This is a genomic window from Stenotrophomonas sp. STEN008 (assembly GCF_056760435.1).
In genome coordinates this window covers 1-15,556 of the sequence record NZ_JBRRET010000003.1, presented here as the reverse complement: position 1 = coordinate 15,556, position 15,556 = coordinate 1, and the positions used below count along the sequence as shown (strand labels likewise).

The following is a 15,556-nucleotide window of genomic DNA, read 5'->3' as shown; positions in this document are numbered from 1 at the left end:
CTGCGGCCACGCTTCCCCCGCCCTTCGTCCAACCGGGTGGAACACTGCGTGCAGCGCCGGCCGTCGCCGCCGGCGGCGGCCTTGCCTATGGTGGGCACATTCCCCCACAGCAACGGCGAGCACCTCTCATGGCCAGCCCCTCCACCCGCTACCGGATCTCGGTGACTCCGATCGAAAAGGACGGGTTGCAGTGCACCGGGCGCTGCACCATCGAACTGGAACATCGCGCCAGTCGCGACCTGATGCGACTGCTCGAAGCGGCACCGCGCACCGCAGGACTCAGTGGCGACGAGCGCGCCACGCTGGTGGTCGCCACCCAGTTGCTGCGCGACATCGTGCAGCGTCATGCCGACACCGACGGTCATGCACTGGCCGCACTCGCCGCCCAGGTCCTGCCGGCGCTGGATGCGCTGGATCAGCTGCCATCTTCCCGCTGAAGGCCCCGTAGTCGATACACTGCCGTCCTCCAGGTCGCCTCGGGGAGGAGGCACCATGCGCAGGACCCTGCTGTTGCTGATGCCGCTGGTCGTGCTGGGCTGTTCCCGGCCGCCCCCCGCAGTGGATATCACCGCCCCGGTCGCCACCAGACCGGATGATGCACACCGGCAGCCGACGGCCGTGGGCGATGAGGCTGCATCGCTGCGGCCACCCTCCGTCCAGCCGTTGCTGGCAGCAGTGGCCGACGACGCTGAGCCGCCCGGGGACATGCTCAGCCGGTACATGACCGACCTGCTCAATCGCGACCACGCCGCGAGCGACGCTGCCTGGACCTTCCCCCCCGCCGATCCGCGGCGGGCGGATGACGCCGCGCTACGCCAGCTGGACAACGTGCGCGCCCTGCGCCTGCGCAGCCAGACGCCGGTCGCCGTCGACGGGAAGCATCCGCCGCAGCTGCTGGAGGTTCCGGTCCAGGTCCGCGCCGTGACCGCCGACGGCACCTTCCGCTTTGGTGGCTGGTATCGCGTGCAGCCCAACGCCGACGGCAGTGCCTGGCAGATCCAGTCGGCGCAGCTGCGGCCCTCTTTGGACTGAACCGCTGCAACGGCATGCACGCTCGATTCAGCCTGCAAAGCTACTCTGTAGCCACCCCGCCCTTTCCGGTCACCGCCATGCGCCTGCGTCCCCTGATGACCCGCCTCGCCGCCGCCACCGTCCTGATCGCCGCTGCGATCGGCGCGCAGGCCGCACCTTCGATTTCCGGCCGCGAACTCTCGGTTGGCGCCAGCGACGTGCAGCAGTACCTGGACGGCAGTTTCCCGCGTACACAGGATGCACTTGGCGGCCTGATCGCGCTGACGATGAGCCATCCACAACTGAGCCTTCCCGCAGGCGAACGCCTGAACCTGGGCATGGACGTGGCGCTTGCGACCGCCGGCGGCAGTCCGGCCAAGCTCGGTACGGTCAAGCTCAGCAGCGGCCTGCGTTATGACGCCCAGACCCAGGGCTTCCACCTGCAGCAGCCGAGCGTGGACGATTTCACCCCGGCCAATCAGGGCGGCCGCCTCGATTCACGTACCCGCGGGCTGCTCAATGCCTGGCTGAGCGACTATGCGCAGCGTGAACCGATCTACAAGCTTGATCCGGCCGTGGCCGGCATGCTCGGTGCGCTGCAGGTGCAATCGGCACAGGTGAAGAACGGCAAGCTGGTCGTCACCTTCAACCAGAACCTCGGCAACCTGGTACCTGCGGGCCTGCTCGGCAACTGAGCCGAGCTGCAGCACCATGCCCGGCCTCCAGCGGCCGGGCACGGGTGTGACACAGCGGCAGATCGTCACGCAGCCAGCGCGCGGACGACGGCCTCGCTGAAAGCGGGAATGTCGTCGGGCTTGCGGCTGGTGATCAGATTGCCGTCCACCACCACCTCGGCATCCTGCCAGCGCGCACCGGCGTTGAGCAGATCCTGCTGCAGTGACGGCCACGAGGTGACCTCGCGGCCGTTGGCCAGATCACTGTTGATCAACAGCCAGGGGCCGTGGCAGATCGCCGCGACCGGCTTGCCGGCCGCGGCCAGTTCACGGATGAAATCCACGGCGGCCTGATCCGTGCGAAGCGTGTCCGGATTGATCACGCCACCGGGCAACACCAGCGCATCGAACCCTGCCGCGTCGGCTTCGCTCAGCGGGATGTCCACCGCCACCGCCTCGCCCCAGTCCTTCTCTTTCCAGCCTTTGATGGTGGCTTCCTTCGCTGGCGATATCACGCTGACCCGGGCGCCTTCCGCTTCAAGCAGGCGCTTGGGTTCAATCAGTTCGGACTGCTCGAAGCCGTGGGTGGCCAGGATGGCGATCTGTCTGCCTTTGAGGCGCTGGGCCATGAGTGCACTCCCGTTGGTGAGGATGAGCGCCCAGCGTGCGGCAACGCGCATTGAAGCGGAGTGACCCGCGTGTCGATGGCAGGTGCATGTCCGCGATGCGGCCGGCGATCGGCCGGCCGTACCCGGTGCCGGTCAGCGCTTGGGCTGCAGCATGGTGCCGGTGCACTTGGGGGAACCGCAGCGGCACTCCCAGATCTTCTTCAGCTTGGCCGTATGGCGCTCGGCCAGGACGATGCCGTAGTTGTAGGTCAGCTCCTCACCGGCGGCGATATCGCGCAGCGCTTCGATGAACACCTTGTCACCACGGCTGTCGCCGTCCGCATCTTCCTCGATCACCGCCTCGCAGTTGGGGTCGCAGCTGTGGTTGATCCAGCGCGCATCGTTGCCCTTGTAATTGGCATCGATCACCCAGTCGTCGTTGAGGGTGAACAGGAAGGTGTGGCCGCTTTCGACGTCACCGCTGTCATCGGCATCGACGTCGCCATGGCTGCGCAGCAGGCCCTTGTACTGGATCACGCGCTCGCCCTGCTTGATCGGGGCCACGGCGAACACACCGTTGCCATGGATGGCGGACTTGCGGGCTTGGATCTTCTTCGGCATCGGCACGGGCTGTTTGCAGCGAAAGGAACCCGGATTCTCGCCCATTCCGGGCAATTGCGAAAATCGTCCCGATGCTCCAGCATGTCGCCCCGATCGTGACTGCGGGTGAACGGCCCCGGCCAGGGTCTCCCAGCGCCGGCTGAATGCCCGGGTTGGATGCCGGCGAAGAAAAGCGTACAATTTCAGTCCGCTTTAAGAACCGCTCGCATCCCCCATGTTGCGCGTCACCAAACTCACCGATTACGCCACCGTCGTGCTGACCGTGCTCGCCGCCCGTCCGGGCGAAGTGCTCAGCGCCACCGAGCTGGCCGAATTCACCGGCCTGGAGCCGCCCACCGTCAGCAAGGTCCTCAAGCCGCTGGCACAGGCCGGCCTGGTCGAGGGCCTGCGCGGCGTCCGCGGCGGCTATCGGCTGACCCGGCCCGCCGTGGAGGTCTCGCTGTTCGAAGTGGTGGAAGCAATGGAAGGGCCGCTGGCCCTGACCGAGTGCAGCCACGACCACCACCAGTGCGGCATGGCGCCCAAGTGCGGCGCGCGCAGCAGCTGGCGGCTGATCAACGACGTGGTCTCCGAGGCCCTTCGCGATGTCAGCCTGGCGCAGATCCTGCCCCCTCTTCCCCTTGTCGATGACGAACAGCGCCGCACCATCGCTGTCGACGTCGTCTCCTGATCCGTAGGCAGCCCCCCCATGGCCACCGAAACCATCGAAACCGTCGCCCACGACGACACCCCCAACCGCGAGATCCATGAGCAGCTCGGCCGCAAGTACTCGGCCGGCTTCGTCACGGACATCGAATCGGACTCGCTGCCCCCGGGCCTGGACGAGGACACCATCCGTGCGCTGTCCGCCAAGAAGGACGAGCCGGAATGGATGACGCAGTGGCGCCTGGACGCCTACCGCCACTTCCTGACGATGCCGATGCCGAACTGGGCCAAGCTGCAGATCGCCCCGATCGACCTGCAGGCGCTCAGCTATTACTCGGCACCGAAGGGCCCGAAGTACGCCTCGCTGGATGACGTGCCCAAGGAACTGCTCGATACCTACGACAAGCTGGGCGTGCCGCTGCACGAGCGCGCCAAGCTGGCCGGTGTGGCGGTGGACGCGGTGTTCGACTCGGTCTCGGTCGGCACCACGTTCCGCAAGGAGCTGGCCGAGAAGGGCATCATCTTCTGTTCGATGTCCGAAGCCATCAAGGAACATCCGGAACTGGTGCGCCAGTACCTGGGCACCGTGGTGCCGGTCGGTGACAACTACTTCGCCGCGCTCAACTCGGCGGTGTTCTCCGATGGCAGCTTCGTGTTCATTCCCAGGGGCGTGCGCTGCCCGATGGAGCTGAGCACCTACTTCCGCATCAACGCCGGCCACACCGGCCAGTTCGAGCGCACCCTGATCGTGTGCGAGGACAAGGCCTACGTGTCCTACCTGGAAGGCTGCACCGCGCCGATGCGCGACGAGAACCAGCTGCACGCCGCAGTGGTCGAGCTGGTGGCGCTGGAAGATGCGGAGATCAAGTACTCCACGGTGCAGAACTGGTATCCGGGCGACGAGAACGGCGTCGGTGGCATCTACAACTTCGTCACCAAGCGCGCCGAGTGCCGCGGTGCACGCAGCAAGGTCACCTGGACCCAGGTCGAGACCGGCTCGGCGATCACCTGGAAGTATCCCTCCTGCGTGCTGCTGGGCGATGACTCGGTCGGCGAATTCCACTCCGTCGCGCTGACCCACCATCGCCAGCAGGCCGACACCGGCACCAAGATGATCCACGTCGGCAAGCGCACCAAGAGCAAGATCGTCAGCAAGGGCATCAGCGCCGGTCGTGGCCAGAACACCTACCGCGGCCTGGTCAAGGTCGACCGCAATGCCGAGGGCGCACGCAACTACACCCAGTGCGATTCGCTGCTGATCGGCAAGCAGTGCGGCGCCCACACCTTCCCCTACATCGAGGTGAAGAACCCGGGCGCCACCGTCGAGCACGAGGCCACCACCTCCAAGATTTCCGACGACCAGCTGTTCTACTGCCGCGCCCGTGGCATCAGCCAGGAAGACGCGGTGTCGATGATCGTCGACGGCTTCTGCAAGCAGGTGTTCCGCGAACTGCCGATGGAATTCGCAGTGGAAGCCAAGAAGCTGCTGGAAGTCTCGCTGGAAGGTTCGGTGGGCTGAGCCCTGCCCTCGCAACGCATTCTTTTTATCGGCGGGCTGCGGCCCGCCTCACGGAAATTCCCACCATGCTGAAGATCGAAAACCTCCACGCCCGCATCGGCGACAAGGAAATCCTCAAGGGCCTTTCGCTGGACGTCCAGCCCGGCCAGGTGCACGCCATCATGGGCCCGAACGGCGCCGGCAAGTCCACCCTGGGCAACGTCCTGGCGGGCCGCGACGGCTATGAAGTGACCGAGGGCAGCGTCCGGTTCGACGGGGTCGATCTGCTCGACCAGGACCCGGAAGCGCGCGCCGCTGCCGGCCTGTTCCTGGCGTTCCAGTATCCGGTGGAAATCCCGGGCGTGAACAACACCTACTTCCTGCGCGCGGCACTGAACGCACAGCGCAAGGCACGCGGCGAGGACGAACTCGATTCCATGCAGTTCCTCAAGCTGGTACGGCAGAAGCTGGCCGTGCTGCACCTGAAGGACGAACTGCTGCACCGTGGCGTCAACGAAGGCTTCTCCGGTGGCGAGAAGAAGCGCAACGAGATCTTCCAGCTGGCCGTGCTGGAACCGAAGCTGGCGATCCTCGACGAAACCGATTCGGGCCTGGACATCGATGCGCTGAAGAGCGTGGCCGACGGCGTCAATGCGCTGCGCGCCGCCGACCGTTCGTTCCTGGTCATCACCCACTACCAGCGCCTGCTGGACTACATCAAGCCGGACGTGGTGCACGTGCTGGCCGACGGCCGCATCGTCAAGAGCGGTGGCCCGGAACTGGCGCTGGAACTGGAAGCGCACGGCTATGACTTCCTGAAGGACCGGGTCGTGCCCGAGGCGGCGGTCTGATGAGCGCCCTGCTTGATTCCATGGCCCAGGCCTTCTGCGGCAGCGATGCGCGCCGCGAAGTGCTGGATGCGGCCCTGCGTGATGGCCTGCCGGCCGCCCGCAACGAAGCCTGGAAGTACACCTCGCTGCGCCAGCTGGAGCGCCGTGCCTTCGCCGCCGCGCCGCTGTCGCCGCCGGTGCTGGATGTGACCGTGCTGGAAGACATCCCCGCGCCGCGCCTGGTGTTCGTCAACGGCCGCCTCAGCGACGCACTGAGCGACACCCACGGCCTGCCGGCCGGCGTGCAGCTGGAACCGCTGTCCTCGGCGCTGGCCGCCGGCGAGGATGCCGCGCGCTTCCTCGGCCGCCGCTACGAACGCAGCGATGAGATCTTTGCCCGCCTCAACGCCGCCCTGGCCGATGAAGGCGCGGTGCTGCGCGTGGACGACGGCGTGCAGGTCGAGGCACCGCTGCAGCTGGTGTTCGCCAGCGTCGCCGGTGACACCGATCTGGCCTGGCACCACCGCCACCTGATCGAACTGCGTGCCGGCGCCAGCCTGGGCGTGGTCGAACACCGCTTCAGCGTCGGTGACTCCGCCCACCTGGACAACACCGTGCTGCACGTCCACGTTGCGCGCGATGCCGTGCTCAAGCATGCGCGCGTGCAGGCCGGCAGTGCACGCCAGACCAGCATCCTGCGCACCGACGCGGTGCTGGCCCGTGACGCGCAGTATCACCGCGTAGACCTGGAACTGGGCGCCGCGCTCAGCCGCCATGAACTGAACGTACGGCTGGAAGGCGACAACGCGCAGCTGACCGCCAATGGCGTGCTGCTCGGCAATGGCCGCCGCCACGTCGATACCCGCCTGGGCATCGACCACATCGCCCGCGATACCCGTAGCGAGCTGCTGTGGCGCGGCGTGGCCGCCAACCGCAGCCGCGTGGTGTTCCATGGTGGCATCCAGATCCGCGAAGGCGCCGACGGCACCGACGCGAACCTGTCCAACAAGAACCTGCTGCTGTCGGCCGACGCCGAGATCGACACCCAGCCGGTGCTGGTGATCGACGCCGACGAAGTGAAAGCCGCACACGGTGCGACCGTCGGCCAGCTCGATGCGAACGCGCTGTTCTACCTGCGCTCGCGTGGCCTGCCGCAGGCACAGGCGCAGGCGCTGCTGAGTGCCGCGTTCTGCCATGAGCCGCTGAAGGTACTGCCGGACGCGCTGCGCGAGCAGCTGGCACGCCGCCTGGACAAGGCCCTGGCCGAGGCGGGTGTGGCATGAATCTCTCCACCCCGCGCCCGATCGAAGAACGCGCCAGCGCCCCCGACTGGGATCGCGTGCGTCTCGACTTCCCGCTGCTGATGCGTGAAGTGCATGGCAAGCCGCTGGTCTATTTCGACAACGCCAACACCGGCCAGAAACCGGTGCAGGTGATCGGCGCGGTGGATGAGTTCTATCGCCGCTACAACGCCAACGTCAGCCGCGCGGTGCATGCCCTGGGCAGTGAAGCCACCGATGCCTACGAAGGTGCGCGCAACAAACTGGCGCGCTTCCTCAACGTGCGCCCCAGCGATCTGGTGCTGTGCAGCGGCACCACCTTCGCCATCAACCTGGTGGCATACTCGTGGGCGCTGCCGCGATTGAAGTCCGGTGATGTAATCCTGGTCTCGCGCATGGAGCACCACGCCAACATCGTGCCGTGGCAGCTGGTCGCGCAGCGTACCGGCGCCACCATCCGCGTGGCCGAGATCACCCCGGATGGCGCGCTCGACCTTGATGCGCTGCGTGCGGCCATGACCCCCGAGGTCAAGCTGCTGGCGGTCACCCACGTGTCCAATGTGCTCGGCACGGTCAACCCGGTGCGCGAGATCTGCCGTGAGGCGCGCAAGCGCGGCATCATCACCGTGGTGGACGGTTCGCAGGCCGCGCCACACCGCAAGGTCGACGTCGCCGCGATCGGCTGCGACTTCTATGCCATCACCGGCCACAAGATGTGCGGACCGACCGGCACCGGCGCCCTGTGGGCACGCCGCGAGCATCTGGACGCGATGCCGCCGTTCCTCGGCGGTGGCGAGATGATCAAGGAAGTCAGCTTCGACGGCACAGTGTTCAACGATGCCCCGCACAAGTTCGAGGCCGGCACCCCGAACATCGCCGGCTTCATCGGCCTGGGCGTGGCCGCCGACTACCTGCAGGACATCGGCCAGGAGCACGTGGAGGCGCGGGAAGCCGAGCTGCTCGTTCACTTCACCGAAGAGCTGCGTCGCGTCGAGGGCCTGCGCATCATCGGTGAAGCGCCGGAGAAGGCGGCCGTGGTCTCGTTCCTGATCGACGGCGCGCATGCACACGACCTAGCCACCCTGCTCGACCTGGAAGGCGTGGCCGTGCGTTCCGGCCAGCACTGCGCACATCCGTTGCTGCAGTACTTCGGTGTCGCCGCCACCTGCCGTGCCTCGCTGGCGTTCTACAACACGCACGCCGAGATCGAGCGGTTCATGACCGCGCTGACCAAGGTACGTAAGTTGCTCGGCTGAGGATTCGCCAGAGCCAGGGAAATACGGGAACGCCGCAGGGGACTGCGGCGTTTTTTATTGCGCGCGGGACGCAAGCCAGCAGAGGTGAAACCGGGAAATGCCGAGTGATGCCAGGACGGGCAATCTCATCGTAATGCCGAACCATTCCACCATCAGCGGCCTTGAGGCACCGCCTTCTACATGCCAACGAGCATGGATACCCCGGAAGCAATCAAGAAGACGTACATCATCACGACGCCCCTCAACACCCACCGTTCACCCTGATGGAGCGCCTTCCCTCTGGAAGTGAGGGCAAGCACTGCGATACCACGCAAGCACCCAAGCCACCAATCAATCTTGATGATTCCGGCTGCAGCAAGTACTTCCGGTCGTTCGCGCTCGATTTTCAGCAACATCCTGTGAGCCGCAAATGCGTTTATCCACATGGCACCTAGAATGATGGAAGCCCAAACCGGGTAACTCTCAACAAGGCTTTTCATCGCTCTTCACATTGGCACTGCACTATAAGAATTCTCCAGACACGCTCCACCGCTCACATCAATCCGCAACTTCCGCTATACGGCAAACCCCTCTACCCACACCCGCCTCAACCTTGACATAGAGATTGTTCGTAAAATACACATCTCCATAGCAAACCACACGGGCATTATTCTCGTAGTACGTTACAACAAGCGAGGAATCAGCAGCGATCTCCGGTTTTGCAGCCCTGCTTTCACCGACAGGAATTGCTCCCAGGTCAACCACACCACCGCCGACCTCCAAGCTGATGTCATGAATCACGTCCCTTTCAACATTCTTTACAACAATCACAGGATCCGACAACCAATCACAACCTTGCAGCCCAGTGAAATGACCACAGCTGCCAGGCATGAGCGGATTCAACCACCCCATGCGACTGAGTGCCCAGCATCCAATTTGCATTTCGCCATTTCTTGCAGCCTCCAAACATGGAGAATAATCTGCACTTTCTCAAATAATGTACCGCCCCGCCCAGCGCTCCAAAGCCATCAGCCACGCGACGGTGCTCGATGATTCAGCCGCCACACTTATATCCTGCTCAAGCGGGAAGCTGACACAATTCGCGAGCGCTGATCGGCTCAGGCGGGGTAGAACGCCTGGGGCACTTCACCAGAGAGCTGCGCCGCCTCGCGGGCCCGCGCATTATCCGCGAAGCGCAGTGTAGGCCGCAGTGGCCTCGTTCCTGATCGGCGGCGAGCACGTTCATGAACAACTGGCGCCCCTGCACGATCGGACAGAATGAAAGTGCGCTCGGACCCGCACTACGCGCGACCGCTGCTGCAGTACTTCGGCGTCGCGGCCACCTCCCGCGCCTCGCTGGCGCTCTACAACACGCACGCCGAGACGGAGCGGTTCATGGCGGCATTGGCGAAGGTACGGAAGTTGCTGCGGTTAGCTTTCAGCAGCGCCCGAGGAAGACGAGAGCGCCGCGCGAGTCCGCGACACTTCTGCTTCTAACGACTACCCAGATCCATCCGCTGGATGACGGGCGTAAAAGTCGGCTTGCGGAGGAAAAAAACACAAGCACCAACCAATGCAATTCTGCCTAGAACGCCCACTAGGCGAGAACTTCCATGATGCATCATATGAGCAACGATAGATTTCGCCGACAAGGCCGCCAAGCGCTTGGCACCAACCCACTCGACTCATTCGCTATAAACCCAAATGAACGCCTTCCATTACACCCATCCGATCTACATCCACCGGAGCACTTGGGGATCTGGGAGCACCATCGCGATTCCATCGAAACGTGCCGGTCATCCGCAAGAATTTCTCCTCCCCACCCTCAACCGAAGGGATTTCTCGAAAGGCATCCGGACTGGATTCTGGATAGGCCACCAATGAGCTGAATGAGTCCCTTGCGTCCAGTTCATCACGCGAGGGAAAGATCAAGATCGCACCATTGACCTGATCTATCCATGCATGGAAAGAAACCACTCGCCCATCAAATTTCTCTGGCTGAGACAACAGCGCATACATCGTGGTCATGCATGTCTCAGCTCCCAACTCATTGCCACGAAATTTACAGGCGGCTGGAGCTTCCGCGGAACCTACTTCCTGCGAAGAACAAGCGCTAAGCATGAAAATCAGCGCAACAACTGCAAACCAGCCGCGTCCGGAATCCATCGTTTCACCTTATAGTAATCTTCGGCCGAATGTGCGCGCCAGGGCTCGTTCCAGCATTGACCGCGCCATTCATACCCCTGAAGTCGAATCCCATGAGGGAACCGCCAGGAGTGGCCACATAGCTGTCAGCACCTGCAGATCTTGCTCTCTCCACATCACCATGGAGATAGACCGCCTGCTTGCCCGTGCGCTCGTTGCGCTAGAAACACAGTACGCCGCCGTTGTCGTAGCCGAACGAGAAGGCTTACCTCTGCGGACCGATAGGTTGCCCTGGTCGTCATAGCGCTAGTCCGGTCGCGAGTGCGCCCGCTGCGGTTTCGATCACATTGATCAGGCGATTGGTCGCTGAGGCTCAGTAGCCAATGCCCCTGAGCCAGCTGCAGGGGCACTTTTACCCTCCAAATGCGTCCATTTCTCAGCTTATCAAGATGAAAGTTATAACAAAGGCAGTGAACGAGACACCTAATGAGACTCTTATCGCAACGAGCTCTTTCCTAAGTTCCTGCAACTTTTCCAGTGGAGCCTTCCGTTCAAGACCCAGCGCCACAGCCAGATAGGTCATCTGTCCACGGAGTCCAAATGATTCCGGAGAGTCCAGGTCTTTCCACAATTTTGGATAAAGCGCTCGGAAACGAAATGTAAATCGATAGAAGACCACCAAGTAGATAATTCCGAATATGACTGCAACTGACAACATTACGTTTGAAATCACGGCAATTTTCCCGGCGTTAGCCGACCGGGCCAGACTGGCGCGGGCGGAGCGTGGCACGAGACCGCATGGGATCCTCCTTGGATCGTCCGTTCCTTGAATGCGTGCACGTACGCGACAGTCGCAACGCTGGCCGTGCCACGCTTTATTTATGAACATGGAATGAAGGCGGCGTCAAGGCTCCGTTCACGACAGTGCTTCCATCGGCGGTCGAATCCCCGGCTCGCATCGCCAGTGCAGAAGGGCGTGCGGCCTGGCCCACGCCCCACCTAGAATGGCACCATGAGCACCCTGACCTTCCGCGCCGCTACGTCGGCCGATATCCCCGCCCTCATCTCGCTGGTGACCTCCGCCTACCGGGGTGACGCCAGCCGGGCCGGCTGGACCACCGAAGCCGACCTGCTGGACGGCGCCCGCATCGATGCCGAAGGCATCCAGACCGACCTCGACCGGCCCCGCTCGACCATCCTGCTGGCGGAGCGCGAGGGCCGCCTCGTGGCCTGCGCCCACGTCGCCGATGCCGACGGCAAGGGCTACTTCGGCATGTTCTCGGTCGATCCGGCCCAGCAGGGTGGCGGCGTCGGCAAGCAGCTGATGGATGCGGCCGAAGCCCACGCCGCGCGCGAATGGGGCGTGCCGGTGATGCAGATGACCGTGATCGACGTGCGCGACGAACTGATCGCCTTCTATGAGCGCCGTGGCTACCGCCGCACCGGCATCAAGAAGCCGTTCCCTTACGGCGATGAGCGCTTCGGCATTCCCAAGCGCGACGATCTGCGCTTCGAGATCCTGGAAAAGCCGCTGGTGGGAGCCACCGCATGAGCGATGCGTGGACCTTCGTCTGTGCCGGCAGCGACCTGCTGCCGGGTGAAATGAAGAGCGTGTTCGACGAGGTTACCGGTACGCCGATCGTGGTGTTCAACCTCGATGGCGAGCTGTATGCCCTGGAAGACCAGTGCACGCACGAGGAATTCGAGTTGTCCTCCGGGGAGTTCAACACCACCGAAGGCAGCGTCGAGTGCGTGCTGCACGGTGCCCGCTTCGACGTGCGTGATGGCCGTGCCCTGTGTGCCCCCGCGTACAGCCCGGTCCCCAAGTTCCCGGTCAAGCGCGAGCACGACGCCATCTGGACCCGCGACGACCGGGACTGACCGGCCCATCCGCCCCGCCCGGGAAGGCCCTGCAGGCGCCCACAGGGCCGCGAGTGGCCAGGTACAGACCTCCCGCAACACCGAAGATGCGAATCATTATCGTTGCTGTTACTCTACGTAACATCTTCGTAATGCCCATCGCCGCGCCATGGCCTCGCCCGCGCCCATCGCTACGCTCTGCCAGCTTGCCCGCACGGGCGGGCCGCTGTTGGCTGCGCTGCTGCTGGCACTGCTGCTGGGATGGTCGGCGCTGCATGAAGGGTCGCGCAGCTCGCTGGTCACCACGCCGGCGCTGCAGGCGCAGGACAGCCTGCCCGCAGCGCCTTTCGGCACGCCGCCCCGCGAGCAGGCCATGCCACGGGTGGAAGCCGAGCCCGATGACAGCCGGAGCATCAAGTCCCCGCTGCTGCGGCAGTTGTGTGGCCCGCTTCCAGTGCCGCCACCGGTGCCGGCAACCGCGCCGTCACCCTACCCGGCCCCTGCGCTCCCGTCGCGCTACCACTACCCCCCCGGCCAGGCGCCTCCGTCCCTGCTGAGCTGACGCTCTCCCCGGCCGCGCCCGGGCGTCCGGCGCTTGCCGGACCTCCACCTCCGATCCCGCTTCGAGTCCGCTTCCGATCCTGCCTGCCGCGCCGTCATCCGGCACCGGCGGATCGTTCCTGTTCCGCTACCCACCCAGACCCATGAACCCGATCAAGAGCCGCAAGCACGCCTCCCCACTCCGCAACCTGCCGCTGGCGACCGCCAGTCTGGCCGCCGGCCTCGGCCTGGCCACGCTGCCCGCGCTGGCCCACGCCGAAGCGACCGACAATGCCCGCACGCTGGACAAGATCGACGTGCACGCCACGCGTGGCTACAAGGCCGACAAGGTCGCCTCGCCGAAGTTCACCCAGCGCCTGCAGGACACCCCGCAGACCATCCAGGTCATCACCAGCGACCTGTTCAACCAGCAGGGCGCCACCACCCTGACCGAAGCGCTGCGCAACAGCCCGGGCGTGGGCACCTTCTATGCCGGCGAGAACGGCAACACCACCACCGGCGATGCGCTGTTCATGCGCGGCTTCGACACCTCCAACAGCCTGTTCGTCGATGGCGTGCGTGACCTCGGCTCGATCTCGCGCGACGTGTTCAACATCGAACAGGTGGAAGTGACCAAGGGGCCAGCAGGGACCGACAATGGTCGCTCGGCGCCGACCGGTGCCATCAACCTGGTGAGCAAGCAGGCCACCCTGCAGGACGCCACGTCGGCCAGCGTTTCGCTGGGCAGTGACCAGCAGCGCCGGACGACCGGTGACTGGAACCAGTCGCTGAGCGCGACCAGCGCGCTGCGCGTCAACGCGATGTGGCAGGACAGCGACCAGCCCGGCCGCGATCATGTGCAGAACAAGCGCTGGGGCCTGGCCCCGTCGCTGGCGTTCGGCCTGGGCACGGCCACCCGCTACTACCTCAACCTGCTGTACGTGAAGCAGGACAACGTCCCCGACGGCGGCGTGCCGACCCTGGGGCTGCCGGGCTGGACGCCGCAGCCGACGCTCGAAGCGCTGGCCGGGCATCCGGTGGATCCGGAGAACTTCTACGGCACCCGTGCCGACCACGACGACGTGACCGCGAAGATGGCCACGTTCCGCTTCGAACATGATTTCAACGACAGCGTGCGCCTGACCAATACCGCGCGTTGGGGCCGCACCGAGCAGGACTACCTGCTCACCGCCTTCATGGGTACCGGCGCGCTCGGCGCCAATGGTCGTCCGACCGGCAACATCGGCTACACCAACCCCGCCGACCGTTCGACCTACACGATCGCGCGCAGCCTGCCGACCTTCAAGGACCAGCGCAACACCATCCTGACCGACCAGTTGAACCTGCGGGCCGACTTCAGCACCGGCGCCATCGGCCATGCCCTGAGCGCAGGCCTGGAGTTCACCCGCGAAGAACTGGACAGCTACGGCCAGGCGGCCACCGGCGGCACCAGCTGGCCTGCCGCGAACCTGTACGACCCGGACTGGAACGTGACCGGGCTGACCTGGGCGCATAACGGCGCCGATGCCCACGGCAAGACCACCACGTCCTCGGCGTATCTGTTCGACACGCTGGCATTCGGCGACAGCTTCCTGCTGACTGCCGGCGTGCGTGCCGACCACTACAAGACCGAGTACGCCAGCGCCTCGGTCTGCGGCGGCCGGAGTGGTCCCGCCTGCGGCAGCAATCCGGCCGGCACCGTGCTGCGCAACCCCACGCTGGAGGCCTCCGACACTCTGTTGAACTGGAAGCTGGGCGCGCTGTACAAGGTGGGCGACACGGTCAGCGTGTATGCCAACTACGCGATCTCGCAGCAGCCCCCGGGCGGTGCCAACTTCCAGCTGAGCAGCTCGGCCAGCAGCGCCGACAACCCCAAGCTGGACCCGCAGAAGGCCAAGACCTTCGAGGTCGGCAGCAAGTGGGCATTCCTGGAGGATGCACTGGCCGTCAACCTGGCGTTGTTCCAGACCGACGTCGACAACGAGATCAATACCACCGTGCTCGACGAGGCCGGCAACCCGACCCAGACCGGCAGCAAGCGCGTGAAGGGCGTGGAGCTGTCCGCCGTGGGCCGCCTGACCGACAACTGGTCGGTGTCGGCCGGCTTCAGCCACCTCGACACCGAAGTGAAGGAAGGCGCCAAGGTCGCTGCCGACGGCACCACCAACCTGACGTACACGCCGGACGATACGTTCACCGGCTGGACCAGCTACACGCTGGCCCACGGCATCACCGTCGGGGGTGGCGTGCGCTACGCCGCCGGCATGCATCGTGGCACCGACGGTGCTGTCGGCACGCCGTCATTCACCAAGTCCTACGTGGTGTACGACGCCGTGGTGTCGTGGGCGGTCAACGAGAACATCTCGCTGCGCTTGAACGGCTACAACCTGTTCGACAAGGCCTACGTGGCCAGCATCAACAAGAGCGGCTACCGTTACACCCCGGGTGCCCCGCGCACCTTCCTGCTCAGCGCGGACATCCGCTTCTGATGTCCTGGCGCGGGGGGGGCCCGCGCCCCCCCCCCCCCCCCACACGCCCCCAAACCGGGGGCCCATACCACACAGCCCCCCCCCCCGGCGGTGTCGTGTTCAAAAACACCAGCCCCCCCC

Annotated in this window: 17 protein-coding genes and 1 pseudogene; 13 read left to right on the top strand and 5 right to left on the bottom strand. The window is 64.9% G+C overall.

Annotation, left to right across the window (positions count from 1 at the left end; all coding sequences use genetic code 11):
- Nucleotides 1–128: 128 nt before the first annotated feature.
- From ACVOME_RS02095 to ACVOME_RS02085, 3 genes are all read left to right on the top strand, one after another.
- Nucleotides 129–437, top strand: coding sequence for a DUF3861 family protein (locus ACVOME_RS02095; protein ID WP_053516660.1), 309 nt, complete (start codon nucleotides 129–131; stop codon nucleotides 435–437).
- Nucleotides 438–492: 55 nt separating this feature from the next.
- A complete protein-coding gene (locus ACVOME_RS02090; RefSeq protein ID WP_481504666.1) occupies nucleotides 493–1,032 on the top strand; it encodes a hypothetical protein in 540 nt (179 codons plus the stop codon).
- Between the two features lie 77 nt (nucleotides 1,033–1,109).
- Entirely contained in the window at nucleotides 1,110–1,706 is a 597-nt protein-coding gene (locus ACVOME_RS02085) for a YceB family lipoprotein (protein WP_065174554.1), read from the top strand.
- A 65-nt stretch (nucleotides 1,707–1,771) separates the two neighbouring features.
- On the opposite strand, the gene ACVOME_RS02080 is transcribed toward ACVOME_RS02085, so the two are convergent.
- The gene (locus ACVOME_RS02080) at nucleotides 1,772–2,314 is read right to left on the bottom strand and encodes a type 1 glutamine amidotransferase domain-containing protein (protein ID WP_481504665.1); all 543 of its coding nucleotides are present in this window, start codon (nucleotides 2,312–2,314) and stop codon (nucleotides 1,772–1,774) included.
- Nucleotides 2,315–2,446: 132 nt separating this feature from the next.
- A complete protein-coding gene (locus tag ACVOME_RS02075) occupies nucleotides 2,447–2,914 on the bottom strand; it encodes an SET domain-containing protein (protein ID WP_053516698.1) in 468 nt (155 codons plus the stop codon).
- Nucleotides 2,915–3,128: 214 nt separating this feature from the next.
- On the opposite strand from ACVOME_RS02075, the gene ACVOME_RS02070 reads away from it, so the two are divergent.
- The 5 genes from ACVOME_RS02070 to ACVOME_RS02050 all read left to right on the top strand — a co-directional run bounded on the left by ACVOME_RS02070 (nucleotide 3,129) and on the right by ACVOME_RS02050 (nucleotide 8,423).
- Nucleotides 3,129–3,584, top strand: coding sequence for an SUF system Fe-S cluster assembly regulator (locus ACVOME_RS02070; RefSeq protein WP_053516656.1), 456 nt, complete (start codon nucleotides 3,129–3,131; stop codon nucleotides 3,582–3,584).
- Nucleotides 3,585–3,602: 18 nt separating this feature from the next.
- Nucleotides 3,603–5,078 carry a Fe-S cluster assembly protein SufB gene (gene sufB / locus ACVOME_RS02065; protein WP_065182413.1) on the top strand — a complete coding sequence of 492 codons (1,476 nt, stop codon included), beginning with the start codon at nucleotides 3,603–3,605 and terminating at the stop codon, nucleotides 5,076–5,078.
- A gap of 65 nt (nucleotides 5,079–5,143) precedes the next feature.
- Nucleotides 5,144–5,908: a Fe-S cluster assembly ATPase SufC gene (gene sufC / locus ACVOME_RS02060; RefSeq protein WP_053516654.1), complete on the top strand. Its 765-nt coding sequence runs from the start codon at nucleotides 5,144–5,146 to the stop codon at nucleotides 5,906–5,908.
- Nucleotides 5,908–7,170 (top strand): Fe-S cluster assembly protein SufD, encoded by a 1,263-nt coding sequence (gene sufD, locus ACVOME_RS02055; RefSeq protein WP_481504664.1) that lies wholly within the window; start codon nucleotides 5,908–5,910, stop codon nucleotides 7,168–7,170. The genes sufC and sufD overlap by 1 nt, the downstream gene beginning before the upstream one ends.
- A complete protein-coding gene (locus ACVOME_RS02050) occupies nucleotides 7,167–8,423 on the top strand; it encodes a cysteine desulfurase (RefSeq protein WP_481504663.1) in 1,257 nt (418 codons plus the stop codon). Before sufD ends, ACVOME_RS02050 begins: the two co-directional genes overlap by 4 nt.
- Before the next feature lie 176 nt (nucleotides 8,424–8,599).
- Here ACVOME_RS02050 and ACVOME_RS02045 read toward each other — a convergent pair whose 3' ends face one another.
- Nucleotides 8,600–8,902, bottom strand: a complete 303-nt coding sequence (locus tag ACVOME_RS02045; protein WP_481504662.1) for a hypothetical protein — start codon at nucleotides 8,900–8,902, stop codon at nucleotides 8,600–8,602.
- 58 nt (nucleotides 8,903–8,960) lie between these two features.
- Nucleotides 8,961–9,245: a hypothetical protein gene (locus tag ACVOME_RS02040; protein WP_481504661.1), complete on the bottom strand. Its 285-nt coding sequence runs from the start codon at nucleotides 9,243–9,245 to the stop codon at nucleotides 8,961–8,963.
- A gap of 287 nt (nucleotides 9,246–9,532) precedes the next feature.
- Between ACVOME_RS02040 and ACVOME_RS02035 the strand changes: the two are divergent.
- Nucleotides 9,533–9,833, top strand: a pseudogene (locus tag ACVOME_RS02035) (aminotransferase class V-fold PLP-dependent enzyme); the annotation flags it as partial.
- Between the two features lie 261 nt (nucleotides 9,834–10,094).
- Here ACVOME_RS02035 and ACVOME_RS02030 read toward each other — a convergent pair.
- Nucleotides 10,095–10,568, bottom strand: coding sequence for a hypothetical protein (locus tag ACVOME_RS02030; RefSeq protein ID WP_180875384.1), 474 nt, complete (start codon nucleotides 10,566–10,568; stop codon nucleotides 10,095–10,097).
- Between the two features lie 991 nt (nucleotides 10,569–11,559).
- Here ACVOME_RS02030 and ACVOME_RS02025 point away from each other — a divergent pair.
- The 4 genes from ACVOME_RS02025 (at nucleotide 11,560) to ACVOME_RS02010 (ending at nucleotide 15,436) form a co-directional block, all read left to right on the top strand.
- Nucleotides 11,560–12,099, top strand: a complete 540-nt coding sequence (locus ACVOME_RS02025) for a GNAT family N-acetyltransferase (protein ID WP_481504660.1) — start codon at nucleotides 11,560–11,562, stop codon at nucleotides 12,097–12,099.
- Nucleotides 12,096–12,428, top strand: coding sequence for a non-heme iron oxygenase ferredoxin subunit (locus ACVOME_RS02020; RefSeq protein ID WP_053516647.1), 333 nt, complete (start codon nucleotides 12,096–12,098; stop codon nucleotides 12,426–12,428). Before ACVOME_RS02025 ends, ACVOME_RS02020 begins: the two co-directional genes overlap by 4 nt.
- Before the next feature lie 148 nt (nucleotides 12,429–12,576).
- Entirely contained in the window at nucleotides 12,577–12,969 is a 393-nt protein-coding gene (locus tag ACVOME_RS02015) for a hypothetical protein (protein WP_053516646.1), read from the top strand.
- A 142-nt stretch (nucleotides 12,970–13,111) separates the two neighbouring features.
- Nucleotides 13,112–15,436: a catecholate siderophore receptor Fiu gene (locus ACVOME_RS02010; RefSeq protein WP_262100187.1), complete on the top strand. Its 2,325-nt coding sequence runs from the start codon at nucleotides 13,112–13,114 to the stop codon at nucleotides 15,434–15,436.
- Nucleotides 15,437–15,556 lie beyond the last annotated feature (120 nt).